Annotated in this window: 23 protein-coding genes and 1 tRNA gene; 12 read left to right on the top strand and 12 right to left on the bottom strand. The window is 61.3% G+C overall.

Annotation, left to right across the window (positions count from 1 at the left end):
• The first annotated feature begins 25 nt into the window (after positions 1–25).
• The 3 genes from ACT53S_RS00590 (at position 26) to ACT53S_RS00580 (ending at position 2,661) form a co-directional block, all read left to right on the top strand.
• Positions 26–1,042, top strand: coding sequence for a class I SAM-dependent methyltransferase (locus ACT53S_RS00590; protein WP_476065554.1), 1,017 nt, complete (start codon positions 26–28; stop codon positions 1,040–1,042).
• A gap of 117 nt (positions 1,043–1,159) precedes the next feature.
• Complete coding sequence (locus ACT53S_RS00585; RefSeq protein WP_476065553.1) at positions 1,160–2,188, top strand: AraC family transcriptional regulator; 1,029 nt, start codon at positions 1,160–1,162, stop codon at positions 2,186–2,188.
• Positions 2,189–2,400: 212 nt separating this feature from the next.
• Entirely contained in the window at positions 2,401–2,661 is a 261-nt protein-coding gene (locus ACT53S_RS00580; protein WP_476065552.1) for a helix-turn-helix domain-containing protein, read from the top strand.
• A gap of 155 nt (positions 2,662–2,816) precedes the next feature.
• Here the strand turns inward: ACT53S_RS00580 and fabB are convergent, their stop codons facing one another.
• Together fabB and fabA are read right to left on the bottom strand one after the other, a co-directional pair.
• Positions 2,817–4,040 (bottom strand): beta-ketoacyl-ACP synthase I, encoded by a 1,224-nt coding sequence (gene fabB / locus ACT53S_RS00575; RefSeq protein WP_476065551.1) that lies wholly within the window; start codon positions 4,038–4,040, stop codon positions 2,817–2,819.
• Positions 4,041–4,083: 43 nt separating this feature from the next.
• Positions 4,084–4,599, bottom strand: coding sequence for a 3-hydroxyacyl-[acyl-carrier-protein] dehydratase FabA (gene fabA, locus ACT53S_RS00570; protein ID WP_113378327.1), 516 nt, complete (start codon positions 4,597–4,599; stop codon positions 4,084–4,086).
• A gap of 308 nt (positions 4,600–4,907) precedes the next feature.
• Here fabA and irrA point away from each other — a divergent pair, with 308 nt between their 5' ends.
• On the top strand, positions 4,908–5,324 hold the full coding sequence (irrA, locus tag ACT53S_RS00565) for an iron response transcriptional regulator IrrA (protein ID WP_113378328.1): 417 nt from the start codon (positions 4,908–4,910) through the stop codon (positions 5,322–5,324).
• A gap of 3 nt (positions 5,325–5,327) precedes the next feature.
• Here the strand turns inward: irrA and ACT53S_RS00560 are convergent, their stop codons facing one another.
• Positions 5,328–5,963 carry a trimeric intracellular cation channel family protein gene (locus tag ACT53S_RS00560; RefSeq protein WP_142072429.1) on the bottom strand — a complete coding sequence of 212 codons (636 nt, stop codon included), beginning with the start codon at positions 5,961–5,963 and terminating at the stop codon, positions 5,328–5,330.
• A gap of 129 nt (positions 5,964–6,092) precedes the next feature.
• On the opposite strand from ACT53S_RS00560, the gene ACT53S_RS00555 reads away from it, so the two are divergent.
• Positions 6,093–6,566: a hypothetical protein gene (locus ACT53S_RS00555; RefSeq protein ID WP_113378330.1), complete on the top strand. Its 474-nt coding sequence runs from the start codon at positions 6,093–6,095 to the stop codon at positions 6,564–6,566.
• 6 nt (positions 6,567–6,572) lie between these two features.
• On the opposite strand, the gene ACT53S_RS00550 is transcribed toward ACT53S_RS00555, so the two are convergent.
• A complete protein-coding gene (locus ACT53S_RS00550) occupies positions 6,573–7,364 on the bottom strand; it encodes a YdcF family protein (RefSeq protein WP_476065550.1) in 792 nt (263 codons plus the stop codon).
• Between the two features lie 141 nt (positions 7,365–7,505).
• Between ACT53S_RS00550 and ACT53S_RS00545 the strand changes: the two genes are divergently transcribed.
• Positions 7,506–7,703, top strand: a complete 198-nt coding sequence (locus tag ACT53S_RS00545; RefSeq protein WP_476065549.1) for a hypothetical protein — start codon at positions 7,506–7,508, stop codon at positions 7,701–7,703.
• 120 nt (positions 7,704–7,823) lie between these two features.
• Here the strand turns inward: ACT53S_RS00545 and ACT53S_RS00540 are convergent.
• Both ACT53S_RS00540 and ACT53S_RS00535 read right to left on the bottom strand, forming a co-directional pair.
• Positions 7,824–7,899 (bottom strand) — tRNA-Ala (locus ACT53S_RS00540).
• A gap of 154 nt (positions 7,900–8,053) precedes the next feature.
• A complete protein-coding gene (locus ACT53S_RS00535; protein ID WP_113378333.1) occupies positions 8,054–8,437 on the bottom strand; it encodes a TIGR02300 family protein in 384 nt (127 codons plus the stop codon).
• 288 nt (positions 8,438–8,725) lie between these two features.
• Between ACT53S_RS00535 and cmk the strand changes: the two genes are divergently transcribed.
• Positions 8,726–9,358: a (d)CMP kinase gene (gene cmk, locus ACT53S_RS00530; RefSeq protein WP_476065548.1), complete on the top strand. Its 633-nt coding sequence runs from the start codon at positions 8,726–8,728 to the stop codon at positions 9,356–9,358.
• A gap of 153 nt (positions 9,359–9,511) precedes the next feature.
• On the top strand, positions 9,512–11,215 hold the full coding sequence (gene rpsA, locus ACT53S_RS00525; protein ID WP_062277411.1) for a 30S ribosomal protein S1: 1,704 nt from the start codon (positions 9,512–9,514) through the stop codon (positions 11,213–11,215).
• A gap of 76 nt (positions 11,216–11,291) precedes the next feature.
• On the opposite strand, the gene ACT53S_RS00520 is transcribed toward rpsA, so the two are convergent.
• Positions 11,292–12,959 (bottom strand): hypothetical protein, encoded by a 1,668-nt coding sequence (locus ACT53S_RS00520; protein WP_476065547.1) that lies wholly within the window; start codon positions 12,957–12,959, stop codon positions 11,292–11,294.
• A 240-nt stretch (positions 12,960–13,199) separates the two neighbouring features.
• Between ACT53S_RS00520 and ACT53S_RS00515 the strand changes: the two genes are divergently transcribed.
• Positions 13,200–14,597 carry a nicotinate phosphoribosyltransferase gene (locus ACT53S_RS00515; protein ID WP_476065546.1) on the top strand — a complete coding sequence of 466 codons (1,398 nt, stop codon included), beginning with the start codon at positions 13,200–13,202 and terminating at the stop codon, positions 14,595–14,597.
• A gap of 14 nt (positions 14,598–14,611) precedes the next feature.
• Here ACT53S_RS00515 and ACT53S_RS00510 read toward each other — a convergent pair whose 3' ends face one another.
• Complete coding sequence (locus ACT53S_RS00510; RefSeq protein ID WP_113378337.1) at positions 14,612–14,863, bottom strand: hypothetical protein; 252 nt, start codon at positions 14,861–14,863, stop codon at positions 14,612–14,614.
• 158 nt (positions 14,864–15,021) lie between these two features.
• On the opposite strand from ACT53S_RS00510, the gene ACT53S_RS00505 reads away from it, so the two are divergent.
• The gene (locus ACT53S_RS00505) at positions 15,022–15,345 is read left to right on the top strand and encodes a DUF6665 family protein (protein WP_476065545.1); all 324 of its coding nucleotides are present in this window, start codon (positions 15,022–15,024) and stop codon (positions 15,343–15,345) included.
• A 12-nt stretch (positions 15,346–15,357) separates the two neighbouring features.
• Here the strand turns inward: ACT53S_RS00505 and ACT53S_RS00500 are convergent, their stop codons facing one another.
• Positions 15,358–15,981 carry a ribonuclease D gene (locus ACT53S_RS00500; RefSeq protein WP_476065544.1) on the bottom strand — a complete coding sequence of 208 codons (624 nt, stop codon included), beginning with the start codon at positions 15,979–15,981 and terminating at the stop codon, positions 15,358–15,360.
• A 554-nt stretch (positions 15,982–16,535) separates the two neighbouring features.
• Here ACT53S_RS00500 and ACT53S_RS00495 point away from each other — a divergent pair.
• Both ACT53S_RS00495 and ACT53S_RS00490 read left to right on the top strand, forming a co-directional pair.
• A complete protein-coding gene (locus ACT53S_RS00495; RefSeq protein WP_476065543.1) occupies positions 16,536–17,960 on the top strand; it encodes a phosphomannomutase in 1,425 nt (474 codons plus the stop codon).
• A gap of 52 nt (positions 17,961–18,012) precedes the next feature.
• Positions 18,013–18,759 carry an SDR family NAD(P)-dependent oxidoreductase gene (locus tag ACT53S_RS00490; RefSeq protein WP_476065542.1) on the top strand — a complete coding sequence of 249 codons (747 nt, stop codon included), beginning with the start codon at positions 18,013–18,015 and terminating at the stop codon, positions 18,757–18,759.
• Between the two features lie 32 nt (positions 18,760–18,791).
• On the opposite strand, the gene ACT53S_RS00485 is transcribed toward ACT53S_RS00490, so the two are convergent.
• Genes ACT53S_RS00485 through ACT53S_RS00475 form a run of 3 tightly spaced genes read right to left on the bottom strand, consistent with a single transcriptional unit; the run spans position 18,792 to position 22,152 of the window.
• Positions 18,792–20,009 (bottom strand): class I SAM-dependent methyltransferase, encoded by a 1,218-nt coding sequence (locus ACT53S_RS00485; RefSeq protein ID WP_476065541.1) that lies wholly within the window; start codon positions 20,007–20,009, stop codon positions 18,792–18,794.
• Complete coding sequence (locus ACT53S_RS00480; protein WP_476065540.1) at positions 20,006–20,797, bottom strand: DUF1365 domain-containing protein; 792 nt, start codon at positions 20,795–20,797, stop codon at positions 20,006–20,008. The genes ACT53S_RS00485 and ACT53S_RS00480 overlap by 4 nt, the downstream gene beginning before the upstream one ends.
• Entirely contained in the window at positions 20,794–22,152 is a 1,359-nt protein-coding gene (locus ACT53S_RS00475) for an NAD(P)/FAD-dependent oxidoreductase (RefSeq protein ID WP_476065539.1), read from the bottom strand. The genes ACT53S_RS00480 and ACT53S_RS00475 overlap by 4 nt, the downstream gene beginning before the upstream one ends.
• Positions 22,153–22,296 lie beyond the last annotated feature (144 nt).

The raw sequence follows: 22,296 nt of genomic DNA, 5'->3' as shown, positions 1-22,296 counted from the left end.
AATCCGCCCAACGAGAAGACCGACCATGAGCCGCGACACGCTGAAGACCCTGTTTCATCCGTTTACCACCGAGGCGGTTCCGCTGCCGGGTGCGGATGCGCGTTATCTCTTCCTCGGCGCCGAGGCGGGTTTTTCCAAGCCGGAAGGCTTCGCGGCGGAACTGACCGTTGTGCAGGATTTCCGGCCGGAGTTTCGCCGGCTTGAAATGAGCCACCAGAAACCGGTGGCCGTTGTCGATGGCGAGAATTTCGACGGCGCGCTCGTGCTGTGCAGCAAGCACAAGGGTCTGAACGAGGACCATGTTGCCGAGGCTCTCTCGCGGGTGAAGGCTGGCGGCCTGGTGATGATCGCCGGGGCCAAGGAAGAAGGGATCCTGCCACTGCGCAAGCAGCTGGACCGGCTGGGCCTCGCTCCGGAATCGACGCCGAAGTATCACGGCGTGGCCGTGTGGTTCACCGTACCCGACGACGCGACCGGCGCGATTGCGGCACTGGCTGCCAAGACCGTGACGGTCGAGGGACGCTTTGAAACCAAGGCTGGGCTGTTCTCGCATGCGCATGTCGACGAGGGCTCCGAACTCTTGGCAAGCCGACTGCCCACAGACTTCGACGGCAATGCTGCCGATTTCGGGGCTGGCTGGGGCTATCTCTCCGTGATGCTGGCCGAGGCCTCGCCGCGGACCAACCGCATCGACCTGTTCGAGGCGAGCCATACGGCCCTAGAACATGCCAAACGCAACCTCGCCCGCAACCATCCCGATCTCACCACACGCTTCTTCTGGCAGGATCTCGCGACCGAGCCGACCAAGGAGAAGTACGACCTGGTGATCATGAACCCGCCCTTCCACGAAGGGCATGCGGCCGAGCCGTCGATCGGTGCAGCCATGATCAAGGCGGCATACGAGGCGCTGCGCAATGGCGGCAACCTCTTGATGGTTGCCAATCGCGGCCTGCCCTACGAGCCGGTGCTGGCGGCGCATTTCAAGCAGCATGGCGAAGTCTGCCGCAACGCGCGCTTCAAGGTTTTGTGGGCGAAACGCTGACGCGCCGGCGTTTCACGATGGAGTGATGCAAATGAAGCCGTTGGCGCGCTCGACTCCGGGTGCGCCGTGGCTTACCATTTCATGCCAAGATCTTCCCTTTGGGCGACAGGGAATGGCATGGCGGGGCGCAATCTCACCGATGAACTCACAACCGTGGCCGGACTGGCGTCCGCCGTGGTGGTCCATGCGCAGTCCTACGGCATCGACATCCATCCGATCTGCAAGGCGCTGGAGATCGATCCGGCCTGTTTCCAGGACATGACAGCTCGCATCAGTCTGGACCGTCTGTGCAGGCTTCTGGAGGCCTGTGCGCTGCTGGCGGACGACGAGGCTTTCGGCGTCACCAGCGTGAAAGCCTATGAAGCGGGATCGACCGGACCCTTCGGTTACGGACTGATGTCGGCGCCGACGGGCCTCGATCTCGTCCGCTTTCTGGACCAGCATATCCAATATGTGACCCATACGAGCTATTCGCGGCTGGTGATCGACGCTCAGGGGGCGCATCTTGCCTGGACATTCGCTCCCATCATCGTCAAACGCGACCAATATGTGGACATGTCTGTCGGGCTCGTGATGCAGCGTGTGCGGGATCTGGGCGGACCGACCGCAGATCTGGTCGAAGTCGAACTGGAACGGCCTAAGCCACGCAATCTGCAGCCTTTCCGCCAGTATCTCTCAAAGCGCGTCAGCTTCGGCGCCGGCATGAACTGCGTGCATTTCCCACAGGCTTTCCTGGAGACCCACAACCCGACGGGAGATCGACGCCTGTTCGAGCTCATGGATCTGCAGTGTCGAAGCCTGAGGCCGCCTGCGGCGGAACTGCCGGGTGACTTCGTCGATCAAGTTCGCAAGCATCTGCTGGTGCATGTCTCGCAGGACGACTATCCGCTCTCGGAGATCGCGCCTTATTTCGGCCTCTCGGAACGGACCTTTCAGCGCCGCCTGGCCGAACACGGTACGAGCCTCAATGAGCTGCGTGACGGCATCAAACGGGATGTGAGCTACAATCTTCTCACCGAAAGCGAATTGCCGATCTCCGAGATCTGCTATCGGCTGGGCTATTCCGCACCGAGCGCCTTTACCCGTTCGGTGACCCGCTGGTTCGGCTCAACCCCGACCGAGGTACGGGAGCGAAAATCCGCTTGAGACGGAACCGCTTGACAAGCCAAACGGGATATTATGTCTTTCAATGAACCAGCAAATCAAGGCATCTGCACGATGCTCTTTATTAGCGTCTGCCGATAAAAAATTGGCGCGCAGGGTTAACGACTTTCATTGCTGTCTCCCTATAACCGCCGCGCTGACGTCATGGTGTTCATGACGTTCTCCCATGGTGCTTCCCGGCAATGAAAATGATGATGACCGATCCCTATCAGGCGCTCGGGCAGGAGCCCGGTTTCTCCTTGCTGACCGACAGAGAAATTCGCTGTCTGCAACTCGTTGCGGAAGGCAAGCGAGCGGAGGATGCGGGGAATATCCTGGTGTTGTCACCGGAAGAGGTCAGTGACGCGCTGGCCTCCGCACAGATCAAGCTCGAGGCGCGCAACCTTTTCCATGCCGTCAGCATCGCACTGCTGATGGGCGTGATCCGACACACCGATCCCTTTCAACCGAAGTAAGCCGTACTCCCACGGCTGGCGGACCACTTCGGAAGGCGATGGCCTGGCGCGGTAACGTGCCAGGCCTTTTGTTTGACGTCGACCGCATGGCCCCAAACGACAATGGGGTGGCCAAGGCCACCCCATCGGATCGTCAGGAATGCGCGGCCAGTACCTCAGCCGTTATGGCGCTGGAAAACGAGCGTCGCGTTGGTGCCGCCGAAGCCGAAGGAGTTGGACAGCACGGTGTCGATCTTGGCGTTGTCGATGCGCTTGCGCACGACCGGCACGCCTTCGAATTCCGGATCGAGTTCGGTGATGTGGGCGCTTTCGCCGATGAACTTCTCCTGCATCATCAGCAGGCCGTAAATCGATTCCTGCACGCCGGCAGCACCCAGCGAGTGGCCGGTCAGCGACTTGGTCGACTGGATGTGCGGGATCTTATCGCCGAAGACTTCGCGGATCGCACCGATTTCCTTGCTATCACCCACAGGCGTCGAGGTGCCGTGCGTGTTGATGTAGTCAACTTCGCCCGTCACGGTGGAAAGTGCCTGGCGCATGCAGCGGATTGCGCCTTCGCCCGAGGGAGCGACCATGTCGTAGCCGTCGGATGTCGCGCCGTAGCCGACGACTTCAGCATAGATCTTGGCGCCGCGCGCCCTGGCATGCTCAAGTTCTTCCAAAACCAGGACACCCGCGCCGCCGGCGATGACGAAACCGTCACGCGAGACGTCATAGGCGCGCGAGGCCGTTGCAGGCGTGTCGTTGTACTTGGACGACATGGCACCCATGGCGTCGAACAGGCTCGACATCGACCAGTCGAGATCCTCATGGCCGCCGGCAAAGACCATGTCCTGCTTGCCCCACTGGATCATCTCATAGGCATTGCCGATGCAATGGGCGGAGGTCGAGCAGGCGGACGAGATCGAATAGTTGACGCCGTGCAGCTTGAACCAGGTGGCAAGCGTGGCAGACGCGGTCGACGACATGGCCTTCGGCACGGCGAACGGGCCGATGCGCTTCGGGCTCTTGTTCTGGCGGACGATATCGGCCGCTTCGACGATCTGCCGGGTGGAAGGCCCACCGGAGCCCATGATGATGCCGACGCGCTCGTTCTGCTGATAGTCGGCGTCTTCGAGACCGGCGTCAGCGATCGCCTGCTTCATGGCGACATGGTTCCATGCGCCGCCCTGGGACAGGAACCGCATGGCGCGACGATCGACCAGTTCGGTCGGGTCGAGGGTCGGCTTGCCCCAGACCTGGCACTTGAAACCGTTCTCGGCGAAATCGGGAGAAAAGGTGATGCCCGACTTGGCATTGCGCAGCGACGCCGTGACTTCAGCGGCATCGGCACCGATGGAGGACACAATGCCAAGACCCGTTACTACAACCCGTCTCATCTCTCAGACCTTCTTCATAAACTCAGGTGTGGACGGGGCCGGATCAGGCCGCCTTGTCCTTCGACAGACCGACGCGCAGGTCGGTTGCCTGATAGATAGTTTCGCCATCGGCCTTTAACCAGCCGTCGGCCGTTCCAAGAACGAGACGACCGCGCATGACGCGCTTGAAGTCGATGCCGTATTCGAGGAGTTTCGTATCCGGGCGGACCATGCCTTTGAACTTTACTTCGCCCGTGGAGAGCGCCATGCCGCGGCCCGGCTCGCCGAGCCAACCGAGGAAGAAGCCGGTCAGCTGCCACATGCCGTCAAGGCCAAGGCAGCCGGGCATGATGGGGTTGCCCTGGAAGTGGCAGGGGAAATACCAGTCATCCGGGCGCACGTCGTATTCGGCGCGGATGTAACCCTTGTCGAAGGCGCCGCCGGTTTCCGAGATGTCGGTGATCCGGTGGACCATCAACATGGGCGGCAGGGGGAGCTGGGCGTTGCCGGGGCCGAAGAGTTCGCCGCGGCCGCAGGAGAGGATTTCTTCGTAATTGTAGCTGGACTGTCTCGTAACCATCGTTCTTCTTCTTCCCCCCTCTGCTTCTGGTGTCCGGACCCAATAGACCAAGACGGCGCTAAAATGAAGCCTTTCCCGCTGGCAGGTCGCAGACGCGCATTCGTGCCTTTTGCCGGCACCGCCGGTTTTCGTTCCCGTCGCATACAGGAACGAAAAGGCCATCACCAGACCCAAGAAGCCGAAAAAGCGGGCCGCACCATGGCCCCCGGGGCTTGTCCCCACCCAAACTATTGAAACGGCCGGTTTTTGAGGCTATATCGAACGAAAGGCGGCAACACGGCCGCACAAACTGGAGTTCGTCTTTGACGATGGCACCCTGCCAAACCGGCATCGAGCTGAAATTGCGTCGTTCGGGCCTGCGCCCAACGCGGCAGCGCATTGCGCTGGCCGGGCTTCTGTTTGCGAAGGGCGACCGCCATCTGACGGTGGAAGAGCTGCATGAGGAAGCGATTGCGGCCGATTTTCCGGTGTCGCTGGCGACCGTCTACAACACGCTCCACCAGTTCACCGAGGCGGGCCTGATCCGGGTTCTGGCCGTCGAAAGCGCCAAGACGTATTTCGACACGAATGTGTCCGACCATCACCACTTCTTCGTCGAGGGTGAGAACACCGTTCTCGATATTCCCGTGAACAACATCTCCATCGACAATCTTCCGGCACCTCCGGAGGGCATGGAAATCGCCCACGTCGACGTGGTTATCCGCCTGCGGCCGAAACAGGCCTGAACCTCACATCACCTCGTCGGGATGACGGCCGGGCCTGCGTTTGTAGGTCGGGAATGTCCAGCCGAAATAAAGCGCACCGCCGCGGATGACAAACGCCGCCGCAACACCTGCGATCGAGGCGAGATACAGGGGCGCGCCCAGTTCATTGGCCAGCGTGAACACAGCCGCACCCGAGAGCGCCGCCGTGATGTAGATTTCCGGGCGCAGCAGGACCGAGGGTTCGTTGGCGAGGAGATCGCGGAGCACGCCGCCGAAACTTGCGGTCAGCGTTCCCGTGACAATGGCAATGGTGGGCGAACCCGTGGCCGCCAGCCCCTTCACCGCGCCCATGACGCAATAGGCGGAAAGACCGATCGCATCGAGCCAGATCAGCAGGCGATAGCGCGATTCGACCAGATGGGCGGTGAAGAAGACGAGGACGCCCACGGCACAGCAGACGAGGATGTAATTGGGATTCAGCACCCAGAAGACGGGCGTGCGGCCGAGCACGATGTCGCGGACCGTACCGCCACCGACGCCGGTGGCGACGGCAAAGAAGAGAAAACCGATCATGTCGAGCTGTTTGCGGGAGGCCGCGAGCGCGCCTGTGGCGGCAAACAGGGCAACGCCGGCGTAATCGAGATAAGACAGCAGCGACATTCATCCCTCCCCTAGCCCCCATGCCGGGCTACAGGGCCAGATTTGAATCATGCCGTTAACGCCGAGGCAAGCCGCAGAGGCTAGAGTTTTCCAAACTCAAGACGCCATCCAGATCCGGAGCATCCGACCGTGTCGTTCTTCAAGTCTCTGTTCCTTGCCTTCATCGTCGCGCTCGGCGCATCGCATGCGACGGCTCAGCAGGAGCTGCTGAAGGACCCCGAAACCTATGAAAAGGCCCATTACAGCAAGCGCTGTGGCGAGGCGAAATTCGGCGCCGGCTTTATCGAGCGGATCGACATCAACAATGACGGCATCAAAGATGCTGTGACCAACAGCAGCGAAATCATGTGTGACGGCGTGCGCGGACCGGACTGCACTGCCGATGGCTGCCCGTTCAACTTCTACCTCCAGGTCAAGGAGGGCGGCTACTTCATGATCGCCACGGCGCAGATGTATTCCTATGATTTCATCAAGCGTTTCGGCAACATGGTCTTCGTCCTGAAGATGCATCCGCGCTATTGCGAGCGCGACGAAGGGGCCGAGCCCTGCGAGATGACCGTCAGGGTGCGTGGCACGAAATTCCTGACGATCTCGAAGAAGTGACGGGCCTCAGGGCGCCGGGAACACCGTATCGATCCGGCCGAGGAAACGATAGGCGACGAGACCGACCCATTCGCGCGTGGCGGTCGCCATCTGCTGGGCGTTCAGCGTCGGCTGGGTGAAATCAAAACCGAGGGCGGCCTTGCCCGTCGTGCGGAAATCGGTCGGCCAAGGCGTGACGGCGAGACCTGCCTTGCGAAACAGCCCGACCGAACGTGGCATGTGAAAAGCCGAGGTGATCAGGAGACAATTCGAAAGGCCATTGTCGGCGAGAATCTGGCGGCTGTTCTGCGCGTTTTCGTCAGTGTTGCGCGAGGTGGTCTCCATCACAAGCCGATCCGGCGACAATCCAAAGGTCTGGAAGAAGCGCACCGAGGCGGCCGCATCTCCTTCATAAGCACCGCTCAGCGAACCGTCGCCACCGGAGACGAGGATTTTGGCGTCCGGATAAAACAAGGCCAACCGGAGCGCCTCGACGAAGCGGTCGGCCGCCTGGTTGAGCTCGATGCCACCCCTGGCCGTCGTCACCTCCGTCTCGAAGGCGCCGCCCAGCACGATCATGCAGGCGACATTGGCGGGATCGGACGCGGGGCGGGGAAAGCGCGCCTCAAGCCCCTGCAGCAGATAGGAGCCGGTCGTTGTGTAGAGCGTGAGGAACAGCACGAGCATGGCTGCAGACAAAGCACCAAGCGCCGTGCGACGCCAGCGCAGGAGCATCAGCAGAAGCGACGACAGCCCCAGGAGGAAAACCAATGACAGGGGCTGGACTGCCATCCAGAAGAGTTTCGACAAGACGAACATGGGTCGCTCCTTCGCTCGCGGGCTCTTCAACGCCTCGGCGCATCGGACAGCCTTCCGTAACGTCAGCTTCGCTCAAGCAGGCGTTACTAAACCCTCGTGCCACTGTCACCCTTTGGATTCGCACTTTTTGAGGAGTGGACCTTGCGCTTCGCCATCGACACCGTGGACGATTCCGGCAATGACCGCATCTATATCGGCACCCCTCTCGGCGTTACCGACAACACCCTGCGCCTGCGTCTGCGCGAAGGCGAAGTGAAGCTCGAGATCCGCAAGATCATCGACTGGTTCCAGATCGACCGCAGCGAGAACGGGGAAACGGTGGAGCTGTTTCCGCGGTGAGCGGAGAAGCAGGTCAGGTCGCCCCGCACTTCGTTGGCAGACCATAACCGGACGATAAGTCACGGCTCATCTTCACCGGTTCGGCGATAAATATATTCAACATCTTGTTCTGGAAAGTTTTGGTGGAGCTAAGCGGGATCGAACCGCTGACCTCTTGCATGCCATGCAAGCGCTCTCCCAGCTGAGCTATAGCCCCATCAGGGTACCGGGTAACTTCCGGCTCCGGGAACCCCTTCGAAGCATCGCTTCCGTCGGGGTGGCGGCTTGATACTTCCGGTGATCGGAGATGGCAAGCCGAAAAATGAAAGCCCGGGCATTTTTTTGTGCCCGGGCGCGAAATCCTTGAAAAATCAGACTTCGTCGTCGTCGCCGGGGACGCCGATCAGGCCGGACATGTCGTCATCGTCGTCATCTTCGTCGGCTTCGAGGAAGGTGTCGTCGTCATCGCCGTCGATCTCGACGTCGTCATCGCCCATATCGGGGATGTCGTCGCCCGATGCCTCGTCGGCATCTTCGAGCGAGACGAGTTCGACGTCGGTGTTTTCGGTATCGACTTCCGCGACGTCCTCTTCCTCAGCCTTTTCCATGATGGCTGCGACCGAGGTTTCCTCGAAATAGGAAAGCGGCCAGGACTTGCCCGTGTACGGCGACACGATCGGGTCCTTGTTCAGGTCGTAGAATTTCTTGCCGGTGTCGGGGCAAGTGCGTTTCGTTCCAAGTTCTGCCTTCGCCACTGTCAAAGCCTCATGAAGTCGTGAAGAATAGGGGGCATGCGCCTAGCGCCCGGCACGAGGCCGGCCAAACTGTAGTCGGTCCCCTTAATTGCTGGCACTGCATCTGTCAAAGGCAATCTGCGGGGGAATGTCGCACACCTCGAGGATCGATCTGTCCTTCGGTCTCATCGCCCGCACGCGTTGCCGACACGCAGCGGCGATCGACAGCTCGTTGGCACCGGTTCGCTTGGCAAGTAGCGCCAAGCTTTGTATCAGGCATCTGACAACCACAAAGATTAAGGGACCTGCATGATCATCGCCATCGACGGGCCGGCGGCGGCCGGCAAAGGGACGCTGTCGCGCAGGATCGCCGAGACCTACGGCTTCCACCATCTGGATACGGGGCTCACCTATCGGGCGACCGCAAAGGCGCTGATCGATGCCGGTCTGCCACTCGACGACGAGGCCGTCGCCGAGAGGATGGCACTGGCCGTCGAACTCGCCGGCCTCGACCGTGATGTGCTTTCCGCCCATGAGATCGGGGAGGCCGCCTCGAAGATCGCCGTCATGCCGGCCGTTCGCCGCGCTCTGGTGGAGGCGCAGCGCACCTTTTCGAAACGTGCACCCGGCACGGTGCTCGATGGCCGCGACATCGGCACCGTCGTCTGCCCGGAGGCCCCTGTGAAGCTCTACGTCACGGCTTCTCCGGACGTCAGAGCAAAACGTCGCTACGACGAGATCCTGTCGAAGGGTGGACAGGCCGATTTCGAGGCAATCTTCGCGGATGTGCAGAAGCGCGACGAACGCGACATGGGACGCGCCGACAGCCCCTTGAAACCAGCGGATGATGCGCACTTGCTAGACACGTCCGAAATGAGTATAGAGGCCGCATTCTTGGCGGCGAAGGAACTAATCGACGCTGCCCTGACGAAACTGCGCTGATCCGGAACCGGCCGAGCCGCTTTTCGTTTCAGCTGGCCATTTCCCCGTCCCCGCGCCGGACAGCTCTCCAATGAGAGCGGATGGAGGATTTGGTCCCGACCAACACGAACCACCGGCGCTCACGCATCCCAATGGATGCGACTAGGAGATTTCATGTCTGTTTCTACCCCGTCGCGCGAGGACTTTGCAGCCCTCCTCGAGGAATCCTTTGCCAAGACCGACCTGGCCGAAGGCTATGTTGCCAAGGGCATCATCACCGCCATCGAGAAGGACGTCGCCATCGTTGACGTCGGCCTCAAGGTCGAAGGCCGCATCGCTCTGAAGGAATTCGGTGCACGCGCCAAGGACGGCACGCTCAAGGTCGGCGACGAAGTCGAAGTTTACGTCGAGCGCATCGAAAACGCTCTCGGCGAAGCTGTTCTGTCGCGCGAGAAGGCTCGTCGCGAAGAAAGCTGGATCAAGCTCGAAGCCAAGTTCGAAGCTGGCGAGCGCGTTGAAGGCGTCATCTTCAACCAGGTCAAGGGCGGCTTCACGGTTGACCTCGACGGCGCCGTTGCCTTCCTTCCGCGTTCGCAGGTCGACATCCGTCCGATCCGCGACGTTACCCCGCTGATGCACAACCCGCAGCCCTTCGAAATCCTCAAGATGGACAAGCGTCGCGGCAACATCGTTGTATCGCGTCGTACGGTTCTCGAAGAGTCCCGCGCCGAGCAGCGTTCTGAAATCGTTCAGAACCTCGAAGAAGGCCAGGTTGTCGACGGCGTCGTCAAGAACATCACCGATTACGGTGCGTTCGTTGACCTCGGCGGCATCGACGGTCTGCTGCACGTCACCGACATGGCATGGCGCCGCGTCAACCATCCTTCGGAAATCCTGTCCATCGGCCAGTCGGTCAAGGTTCAGATCATCCGCATCAACCAGGAAACCCACCGCATCTCGCTCGGCATGAAGCAGCTCGAGTCGGATCCGTGGGATGGCATCGCTGCCAAGTACCCGGTTGGCAAGAAGATCTCCGGTACCGTCACGAACATCACCGACTACGGTGCATTCGTCGAGCTGGAGCCGGGCATCGAAGGCCTGATCCACATCTCGGAAATGTCCTGGACGAAGAAGAACGTTCATCCCGGCAAGATCCTTTCGACCACGCAGGACGTCGACGTCGTCGTTCTCGAAGTCGATCCGTCGAAGCGCCGTATCTCGCTCGGTCTCAAGCAGACCCTCGAGAACCCGTGGCAGGCATTTGCCTATAGCCATCCGGCCGGCACTGAAGTCGAAGGCGAAGTCAAGAACAAGACCGAATTCGGCCTGTTCATCGGCCTCGAAGGCGACGTTGACGGCATGGTTCACCTCTCGGATCTCGACTGGAACCGTCCGGGCGAACAGGTCATCGAAGAGTACAACAAGGGTGACGTGGTCAAGGCCGTCGTTCTCGACGTCGACGTCGAGAAGGAACGCATCTCGCTCGGCATCAAGCAGCTCGGCAAGGACTCGGTCGGCGACGCCGCCGCTTCCGGCGACCTGCGCAAGAACGCCGTCGTTTCGTGCGAAGTCATCGGCATCAACGATGGCGGCATCGAAGTGAAGCTGGTCAACCACGAGGACATCACGTCCTTCATCCGCCGCGCCGATCTGGCTCGCGATCGTGACGATCAGCGTCCGGAGCGTTTCTCGGTCGGTCAGGTTGTCGACGCTCGCGTCACCAACTTCTCCAAGAAGGACCGCAAGGTCATGCTGTCGATCAAGGCTCTCGAGATCGCAGAAGAGAAGGAAGCCGTTGCTCAGTTCGGTTCGTCCGACTCGGGCGCTTCGCTCGGCGACATCCTGGGCGCAGCCCTGAAGAACCGCAACAACGACTAATCCTCGCTGTTGAGTGAATAAAAGAACCCGCCGAGAGCGATCCCGGCGGGTTTTTTGTTGGTCGAAACGACGAATGTCAGGCGAAATCGGACAAGCGCAGATAGAGCGCCTGGGCGGGATCCACCTCGGGAAGGGGCAAGGCAGCGGGCTCTGCCGCATCGATCAGTGGCGGAGCGGGATCGATATCGGCCGGTTCGTCCCCGTCGCTGGCAGCCGATCCCTGGGCCATCAATTCGCTTTCCTCCTCCGTCGCATCATCCGCCGCCTCTTCGTCTCGCGGATGTTCTTCCTCTGCGGCCTCGCCGGACCCTTTGTCTTCTCGCGTCTGCCTGCGTGCCTCGCTCCGCGATGTCGCGTCATCGTCGCTGTCGATGACGTAATTGACGAAGGCGAGCGGAAGCCCGTCGCCAGAAGCCGGCACGCGCGGGGCATCGCGATGATCCGGGGGCAGATTGGATCCCGTCAGAGCCAGGCGCTCTTCGAAATGGAGCGGGCGATCCGGGGCGGGGAGATCGGGCTCTTCAACGGTGCTCGCGACCAACATCCCGTTGTGCGACGGTTCGTTCTCCGCTTCCATCTCTGCAGGGCTCGCAGGCGTCAGCGCGTCGAGAGCGCGGTCGACGACATCCGGCTCGCCTTCAGCTCCGTAAAGCGCCAGCAAGGTGCGGATCAATTGCGTCTCCGCCAGTTCTTGCAGAAGCGCCGCAGTCGAAGCCGGCGTTGAAGGGCGGCCGGCCGGAAGCGCCGCGACCATCCGCTCGTCCGGATCAAGCCCTTCGGCCACGGTTGCCAATTCGCGCTCGCGGCCCGATGTTTCAGATAGTGCGGATTTCGATCGTTCCGTCGGCGGCGGTGCATCCGGGCCGGCGGCATTCCGGACCGCGCCGGCTGCTTCGACGTCAGCCTGCCCCGCTGGTGTCTGGCGGCCGACAAGCGTCGGATCCGCAGCCCTTGCCAAGCGTTCCCGCATCTGACGCAGAGCCTGAAGATTGGCGCTGTCGGCGGCTTCGGAAGCGTCCGGCGCATTCGGCGTTGCCGCGTCGTAGGAAAGATCTTCCTCCGCAGGCAACGCGGTTACCGGAGGATAGACGATCGTGCCGCTTGTTCGCGACGGCAGGGCAGCGACCGGCGGCTCTGTCGTCGAAGACGATGCAGTCAGAACCTGGAGTGGCCGGCCCGGTGCGGGTGGAGAAGGTCGAGGTTCGACACTCCGAGTATCGACGGTTTGTGCGAGCGGCATTCCGCCATTCTGCCGGTAGGACGAGATCACTGCCCGGGCGCCGGGATCGCGGTCCTTCTGGCGGTACAGCTCCAGATAGATCGCCAGCGTTGCGGCTTCCGGCCCCTGCGGATTGCGGAGCGCCTGGAGCAGGGTTCGCAGTTGCAGCCCCGCAAAGGCGTCGGAGAGCATCGCCTTCAGTTTCTGCTGGTCCGCCGGTGCGAGCGTCGCAATGGCTTCGATCAGGCGGGCGGCAAACGTCGTCAGCGATTCGCCCGGTTCCTGTTTCATTTTCAACGCAACGGCGAGGACTTCGGTCAGTACGACGAGGTTCTGCGACATACGCTCCGGCGCGCTGAGAAGCATCATGTTCAGATTGCCGGAAATTGTCCCGGCCGCGCTGGTCGAATAGGGCTCAAGACCGACGGTCGGCTGGATTTTCTCAGACGTGCGGATTTCTGCCTGGGGGCGGGTCTCCTGGACCGGCTGATACAGGTTCGTCGGAGCGCTGACGGGACCGAGCATGGCGACCTCTCGCTTTCAGGCTGGCCTTTCCCACATGGTCTCCGCGTGGCACCCGACGGGACCGGAGAACGGCTGGGGCGTGGCGCATCTGTCTGCTTTCAACGAGAAGTGTCGCAAAACATGGTTAACAAATGGCAAATTGTTGCGTTGCGGTAGCCAATGCTCAAGCTTCGCGCATACCTGGGGTGGCACACTGCCTGCCGGCGGCTTTGCGCCGCGCAACTCTCGACGGGCGCCAGCATGACATCCAATCTCATCCTGAACACGGACAGCTATAAACTCGGAACGTATCTGCAATATCCGGCAGACACGCGCTCCGTGAGCGCCTTTGTCACCACGCGTGGCACCTCGTTCAGGCCGGAAGTGATGTTCTTCGGCCTCCAGATGTTCCTGAAAGATTACCTGTCACGCCCGGTGACCCGATTGGATGTGGCAGAGGCCGAGGATGTGGCTTCGGCTCACGGTCAGCCATTCGACCGGGCCGGGTGGATGCGCATCGTCGAAACGCATGGTGGCTTGCTGCCGCTCAGGATCGAGGCTTTGCCGGAAGGTACGGCGCTGCGGCGGGGCGTTCCGGTGGTCCAGGTGGTCAACACAGACCCTGCCCTGCCCTGGCTGACCTCGCATATCGAAACTTCGCTGCTGCGTGCCGTGTGGTATCCCTCGACAGTGGCGACCACGGCCTGGCGATTGCGTATGGCGATCCTCCCCTTTCTCGAGCGGACCACGGACGATCCGCAGGGTTTGCAGCCGAGTCGGATCAGCGATTACGGCTGCCGCAGCACATCCGGGATCGAGCAGTCGGCGATCGGAGGGGCTGCCCATCTCGTTCACTTTTACAGTTCCGATTCGCTGCCTGGCATCCTTCAGGCGCGGCGCGCCTATGGCGCCGCCATGCCCGCCTCCTCCATTCCGGCGGCGGAACACGGGACAATCACCGCCTGGGGTCAGGACCGGGAGACCGAAGCCTATTCCCACCTGATCGACAAGTTCTCGAGCTTCGGGGCGTATTCCGTCGTCTCAGATAGCTACGACCTGCACAATGCGGTGACCGAGATCTGGGGTAAGAAGCTGCAGACCAAAGTGCGGGCAGCCGGCGCCACGCTGGTTGTGCGCCCGGACAGTGGCGACCCGATCGATACGCCCGTGCAGGTCGTGGCGCAGCTTGCCTATGCCTATGGGACGCGGTTGAACGGCAAGGGCTTCAAGGTGCTCGACGCGAATGTCCGGGTGATACAATCGGACGGCGTTTCGCTGCAGGATATCCAGATGATCCTGGGGCGGCTGGAAGGCATGGGCTTTTCGGCCGAGAACATCTCTTTCGGCATGGGATCGGGTCTGCTGCACAAGATCAACCGCGACACGCTGTCCTTCACCATGCGTCAGAGCGCCGTTCAGAGCGGGGCCGGCGAATGGCGGGACATCGGACGCCGCTCTCCGCATCCGCAGGACAAAGCCCCAATGGCAGGCCGCGTTGCGGCCATCGCTGACGGGACGGACATCGTGGCTATCCCGCTCGGCGAACTCGGTAGCCGGGAGAACCTGCTACAGCCCGTCTGGGAGAACGGTCGCCTGCTGAAGGAGTGGAGCTTCGACGAGGTTCGCGCGCGGGCCAGCGCCGCGAGCGTGTCGCCTTAACTCTTCAAGAGCCGTCAGTCGACAAGACGAAGGAACATCGGATAGAGCCCGGCTTCGTCCGACGGTGCCGGAATACGCTTTCCAAGCGGCTGATCTGGACGGCTGCGCTCGTCCACCATCAAGGCATCGAGCCAGGTCGCCGGCGCATAATCCGGACCTGAAGCTTCATCCTGTTGATCAATTTTATCGGTGTCCAGTCGGTCCGTATCATACGTGATGGTCGAGCGGGACAGGCTATCAAGGAGGCTGTGGGCTGCTTCCGTCATGGTCGCTTTATTTCTACGCTTTGCTTCTTGCGGAACCCTTGAAACGCGGGCCCCGGTTGCCGATTTCACTGCGGTCATGATGCAAAGTGTGCGTTAATGAAAGCTTGGCGTAATCGTTTCATTGCATCTCAATTGTCGTCTACAAGAACAGCTAGGCCATGAGCTTTAGACCTCCCGCATTTCTGCTGACATCCTCGCCGGAAGGGCTGCTTTCCGCCCTCGACCAGGAACTTGCCGGCGAGATGGCCGATGCGCTCGGACGGGCGGGGCGCAAGGTGGAAGCGGCGCTGGTCCGCTGCGCGGAAGCACGCGCGGAGTCGAGCGGGCGCCTGGAGGCTGCCCTGGACGATGCAGCGCAGGCCGTCTTTGCGCTTTCGGTTCAGCGAGAATTATGCGGTTTGCGCAACCCGGCGGCCATGATCCGCCATTACGGCATTCCGAAGGACGTCATGGCGCGCGTCGGGATCGCGCGCCGGACGTGATGTCACCGTCGCTCAGCTATGGGCGAAGATATCGGTCTCTTCCCAGCCAAGCAGGTCGAGCTTGGCGCGGGTGGGCAGGAACTCAAAGCAGGCTTTCGCATGCTCCATGCGGCCGTCACGCAGGAGCCGCTCCGTGAGGCGGTCGCGCAGCGCATGCAGATAGAGCACGTCCGAGGCCGCGTATTCGAGCTGGGCCTGGCTCAGCTTTTCAGCGGCCCAATCGGAGGACTGCTGGGCTTTGGAGATATCGACTTCGAGCAGTTCCTTGAGATTGTCCTTGAGACCATGACGGTCGGTGTAGGTCCGACACAGGCGCGAAGCGATCTTCGTGCAGAAGACGGACGCCGTGGTAACCCCGAACGTGTGAAACAGGACTGCGATATCAAAACGCCCATAGTGGAAGATCTTCTGGCGTCCGGCGTCTGCGAGAAGAGCAACGAGGTTCTGCGCTTGCGTCTGGCCTGCGGCGATCCGAACCACATCGGCGGATCCGTCGCCCGGTGACAGCTGCACAACACACAGGCGATCACGGCGGGGCACGAGCCCCAGCGTTTCCGTATCCACCGCGATCGCTCCCGTGTAACGGGCTGCGTCCTCAGCAGAAATATCGCCTTCGTGGTAGCGGATCGTCGCCATGAAACGTCTCCAGTCTCTCGTTCGTCTGCCCGCTATAAAGGAAAGGTCGAGGCGGTGCCATCCCGACGGGAGTATCAGACTTCGGGAGCTGGATGATGCAGTGATCCAAGCCATGCCTTCGTCGCATGGAAACACCTTTCAGGAGCAGCAGGATTTTCCAAACGAAGGTTCGCTTTGTCACCGATTGCTGAATTACGAAAGATTCGAAAGCGTGAATTGCAGAAATAAGTACTTCGGACCGCAGTTTCGCAGGCCTTGATATGCGTCAGACGCATTGGTGCGTTGCAACAAAGGTGATTGGCAGACCAAAGCCTTTTGAGTACAACAAACTCATCGAAGCGGCGCACTCCTCCTCCCAGCGCCGCTCGGTAGGATCGGCAATACTCCTCCTCCTCCCAATTGCCGATCAAGTTCAAGAGCCTGGCGCACCTCCTCCCGCGCCGGGCTCTTTTCATTTTTACCCGATGTTTCCTCACCTTCGTTCATCAGCTTGACGCTTGATGCCCCCTTGGGTCGGCCCATATAAGTGGCTCCGACAACCAGGGAGATATGGCATGACGGCAAAGTTCGGCACCAGCGGCCTCAGGGGACTTGCAACGGATCTGGTGGGCGCCGTCTCGGCCCTCTATTCGACCGCATTCGCCCGTCATCTCCTGTCTGAAGGACTGGCGCAGGCCGGATCCCCCGTGGTGATCGCCCGCGACTTCCGTCCGTCCAGTCCTGAGATCGCTGCCACCATCATGGCGGCCCTCAGGCGCCAGGGCCTTGTCCCGATCGATTGCGGGACGATCGCGACGCCGGCGCTTGCCCTTTACGGCGCGTCTTTGGGCGCCGCCGGTATCATGGTGACCGGCTCGCATATTCCTGCCGATCGCAACGGCATCAAATTCTACCGCCCGGACGGTGAGATCAACAAGGAGGATGAGCAGGCGGTCGTGCGTATCGCGGCCGAACTCGCGCATGACCCTGTCGCGAACCTCGTCGAGAGCAGCACCGGGGACGATCAGGAAAGGCAAGCGAGCGCCCTGTTCCTCGACCGCAACTTCCACATCCTGCCGTCCGGTAGCCTCGAGGGGAAACGTATCGGCATCTATCAACACAGCACGGTCGCGCGGGACATGTTGGTCGACGTGGTCCAGCATTACGGGGCGACGGTCTTTCCCCTGGGGCGCTCCGAAGTCTTCATCCCGGTGGATACCGAGGCTGTTTCCCCGGACACCGTGACGCAACTGGCGCGCTGGAGCGACGAGTTGGCGCTCGACGCGATCTTGTCCACGGACGGCGACGGCGATCGACCGCTGGTGGCCGACGAGCACGGGCTGCCGCTTCGCGGCGACCTTCTGGGATTGATTGCGGCGCGGTTCCTCGGCGCCGGAACGGTCGCGACACCGGTCACGTCCAATTCCGGCCTGGAAGAGGATGGCGGCTTTTCCGTCATCCGCACCCGTGTTGGCTCGCCTTACGTCATCGCCGCCATGGAGGCCGCGATGGCGGACGGCCGAGAGGGCGTTCTCGGCTTCGAGGCGAATGGCGGATTGATGCTGGGTTCGGACTTTACGGTCGAGGGCAAGGTGCTGAAGGCACTTCCGACCCGCGACAGCTTTCTGCCTGCCCTGGCGGCGCTCGGCATGGCCGCCCGAAACGCACAGTCACTGTCAGACCTCACCAAAGCCTTCAGCCTGCCGATCGCATTGAGCGATCGACTGGAAAACTTCGCAACTGAGCGCAGTGGTTCCCTGATGGCGCATATTCGCCGATCGCAGGAAAACCTCTCCGGTTTCCTCTCGCCCATCGGCACAGTGGCGGCGGTCAGCGACATCGACGGAGTGCGGGCCACGCTGGCCGACGGACGGGTTATCCATTTTCGACCTTCCGGTAACGCACCGGAAATGCGGTGCTACGTGGAAGCGAAGAGCACGGGCGAGGCGGAGGACCTGCTGAGACGCGGACTCGATCTCCTGCGCAGCTGGGCGGGATAAACCGGCGACCCGTGTCCGGCGTATTGGTCATGACACAACCGAAGAGGATTTCATGACTAAAACCGCATGGATTACCGGTTCGAGTTCCGGCATTGGCCGGGCGCTCGCCAAAAGACTGGTGGCGGACGGCTATCAGATTGCCGTCAGTGCCCGGAATGCCGGTTCGCTTGCGGAGCTCGCCGCCGAGCACCCCGGGCTAATCTTCGCATATCCGCTCGACGTGACCGATCATGAGGCCGTTCGACAGGTCGTGGACGCCGTGACAGCGGCGCATGGGCCAATTGATCTCGCTGTCTTCGCCGCCGGCTCCTACACCCGCGACTATGCCAAGGATTTCAGCGTCGAGCGAATGCGGCAGATGTTCGATCTCAACGTCATGGGAACGGCGCATTGCCTGGAAGCGGTGATGCCCGGGATGATCGCACGGAAAGCAGGGCATATCGCGGTGGTGGCTTCGGTGACCGCCTATGTGGGTCTGCCGGGCGCTGCGAGCTACGGCGCGACGAAGGCGGCACTCAACAGCCTGTGCGAGGCCCTCCATCCGGAGCTTGCCCAGAATGGCGTGACGCTTTCCGTGGTCAATCCAGGCTTCGTCGCCACGCCGCTGACCGAGAAGAACGACTTTCCCATGCCCTTCCTCGTTTCGTCGGACGAGGCCGCAGACATCATCGCCAAGGGCCTTTCCCAAGAGAAATTCGAGATCATCTTTCCATGGAAGATGGCGCTGGCGATCCGTCTGCTTCACGCGCTCCCGCACAGGCTGCGATTTGCGTTGACACGCAAGATGCTGCGCTCCTGAGGCGAAGGCGGGGCTCGCGCCCCGCCTCGGTATCAGGCCGGCTTGTCGAGCCGGAACTGGACCACATCAATGCGACCGACGCGGAAGCCGACGGCGCAGTAGTGCAGATAGAGACGCCACATCCGATAGAAGCGTCGGTCGAAGCCGAGCGGTTCGATCGACGACCAGCTACCGGTGAAGGCATTGTCCCAGGCGACAAGGGTGCGATCGTAATCGCGGCCAAAACGGAACCGGTCGCCGACCTGCAGACCGGCATGAGCGGCATCCCGCTCGAATGTGGTCACGGACGGCAACATGCCACCGGGAAAGATATAGGTCTGGATGAAATCGGCGCTGCGGCGGTATTGCTCGAAGCGGCTTTCATCAATGGTGATCGTCTGGATCATGGCGTTGCCGCCCGGTGCCAGCCGCTCCTGGACTGCCTTGAAATAGACCGGCCAGTTTTCTTCGCCGACCGCCTCGAACATCTCGATCGAGACGATCTTGTCGAACTGGCCGCGGCAGTCGCGATAGTCTTCCAGCCGGATGTCGGCGCGATCGGCAAAACCTGCCGTTTCCAGCCGTTCGCGGGCGAATTTCGCCTGCTCGACCGACAGCGTCAGGCCGGTGACCCGGCAGCCGGTGGTGCGGATGGCGTGATCGGCAAAACCGCCCCAGCCGCAACCGATCTCCAGCACGTGGTCGTTAGGGCCGATCTTCAGTTCTCGGACGATCCGGGCATATTTGGCTTCCTGCGCTTCGGCAAGCGACTGGCCAGGCGTTTCGTAGAGGGCCGAGGAGTAGGTCATCGTACGATCGAGCCACTGGCTGTAGAAGGCATTTCCCAGATCGTAGTGGAAGGCGATGTTTCGCCGGCTACCTTTTTTGGAATTGCGCCGAAGCTTGTGGCGCAGGCGGGCGATCCACTCGAATACTGCCGAGGATGACAGAATTTTTCCGAGTTCGGCTTCGTTCGCCAAAGCGAATTCCACCACGCTGCCAATATCCGGGCTGTCGAGGTCGCCGTCAATGAAAGCCTGGGCAAAGCCGAGGGTACCGCCAGTCAGGATGCGAAGCACCGGTTTTGCGTTGCGAACGCACAGCGTGGCATGGGGACCCGGGAGCCTGCCGACGGCCACGTGTTCGCCATAGCCTTCGAATTGCAGAGTCAAACGGCCCGTCGAGATGCGGTCGGCCCAGCGGCACAACACCCGCTGCCAGAAGGGAAGGGACGTGGCTATGGACGGAATTTCGCGTTCGGCGTGACTCATTGCTTGTTCATCCCATTGTGCAGAACGATCGTCGAGGCGATCGGCGCGGCCGCAGGCGCATGGCGATAAACCGGAACCCCCTTCAACCAGAGCCGCAGCGCTTCCCAATGAATTCCCCCCATGACTTTGAGTGTCATCAGGGGATAGGTCACCAGCATGCGCAATAAGCCGGCATCCGACAAGGGGGAGCGCCTGCCGGAAAAGACTGCCGTCAGCAAGGGACCTTCACCGTCGCTCTCAGCAATGTGCACACCGACCTTGTCAGCCGGCGGATTGATGCGGAAATTGTATCGGCAATCCATGGGCATGAAAGGCGAGACATACATCTCCTTGGCGCATTCATGGCGCAAGACCTCCCGGTCTTCCTCAACCGGGATCACATAGGTGTGGCGCTCGTTGAAGGTGTTGCAGACTTCATAAAGCACGGCCTGCAGCCGACCTTCACGGTGGTAACAGAAATAGACGGTCAGCGGGTTGAAGACGTAGCCGAGGATACGCGGATAGCAGAGCATGCGTATCTTCGAGCCGCGTGCATCAAGCCCTGCCGCTTCAAGCCGGCCCTCGACCCAGTGCCGCAGCGTTCCGGCATGCCCATCGCCATGATCGGCATCATAGACCGCATAGAGCGCACGGCGATTGTGGCCGAACCAGCGGAGATTGCGATCCAGATCGTCGATCTCGTCGAGATCGATCAGCAACGAAAAGACGCTGTAACGCAATTTGTGCTGCCGGGGACGGGTACGCACATGCACGACGTGACCGGCATAAATGGCGGACTGCCGGTTCATTCGGCAGCCTCAAGCTGGCGAGTGACGACGATGCGACCGGACTCGTTTTCTACCGACCAAGGCCGCCGGACGCCGCCGAGCGCTTCTGCCACCGCGAGACCCGATTGTAGACCGTCCTCATGGAAGCCGCTGCCGAAATAGGCACCGCAATACCAGACATTCCGGTGACCCTGGAGATGCCAGATCTCTCGTTGCGCCTTGATCGCTGCAGCATCGAACAAGGGGTGCTCATAGTGGAAGGTCTGGATGACCTTCGCGGGATCGATCGGACGGCAGGGGTTCAGAGTGACGAACAACGGCGTGGCCGGATCGAGCGACTGAAGCTTGTTCATCCAGTAGGTGACGCAAAGCATGTCGCCCGCACCGTCGCGACGACCGGCCACATAATTCCAGCTCGACCACACCGACTTGCGCTTGGGCATGAGGGCCGTGTCCGAGTGCAGGACGGCCACATTCGGGGTGTACTGAAAGGCTTCCAGCATCGCACGCTCTCGCGCGTCGGCATCCTCAAGGAGATCGAGGCTCTGGTTGGCATGGGTTGCCAGGACAACGTCATCGAAGGTTTCGGCATGACCGTTGATGTCGATGACCTCCACACCGGCCGGCAGGCGGCGAACATGCGCCACGGGCGTGGAGAGACGGACCGTGCCGCGGAAATCTGCGAGGATGCGGGCCACATATTCCCGGCTGCCACCTTTCACTGTCCGCCAGCGGGGGCGATCGGTCAGGGTCAGCAGGCCATGGTTGACGAAAAAGCGGATGAAAGCATGCAGCGGATAGAGCCGCATCTCGGATGCAGTCGTCGACCAGATCGCAGCGCCCATCGGCAGAAGGTGATCTTCCACGAAGGAAGGCGCATAGTTCGCCGAATCGAGGTAATCGCCGAGCGACACGCCTTCCAGGTCCGGGCGCTCAAGCAGCGCCGGCGCCTCGCGGTAAAAGCGCAGGATATCCTTGAGCATACGCCAGAAGCGCGGACGGAACAGATTCGTCTTCTGACCCAGCAACCCGCTCAGTCCGGATCCCGAATATTCGAAGGCGCCTTCGCCCAGAGACGCGGCGAAAGACATGTCGGAGGCGATGGTGGGAACGTCGAGATGCTCGAAAATCTTCACGAGGTTGGGGTAATTGCGGTCGTTATAGACGATGAAGCCGGTGTCGACGGGAGTGCCGCGTTCTCCGACAGGCGCAATCACGGTGTTGGAATGACCACCGGCACGCCCCTCGGTTTCGTAAAGAACGACTTCTGCGCTACGGGACAGGAGCCAGGCACAGGACAGGCCCGAGATACCAGAACCGACCACCGCAATCTTGCGCTTCCCGCCGACTGCGGTCTTCGTGACGCCAATATCCATAGACCACCCATTTCCTTTATCGCGAATCATGTGTTTTGCCACTGATTACGCAAGGGTTTTGCGAGTGGATCGATGCGTGCGAATAAATTCGTGCGGGGTGATCCGATTTTCCGGCCTCGGCGTAGTCGGCTTCATGATCAACAT

The organism is Allorhizobium sp. DMC15, assembly GCF_056314065.1.
Note: the sequence above shows the minus strand (reverse complement) of the source record. Positions and strands in the feature narration are given on the sequence as shown.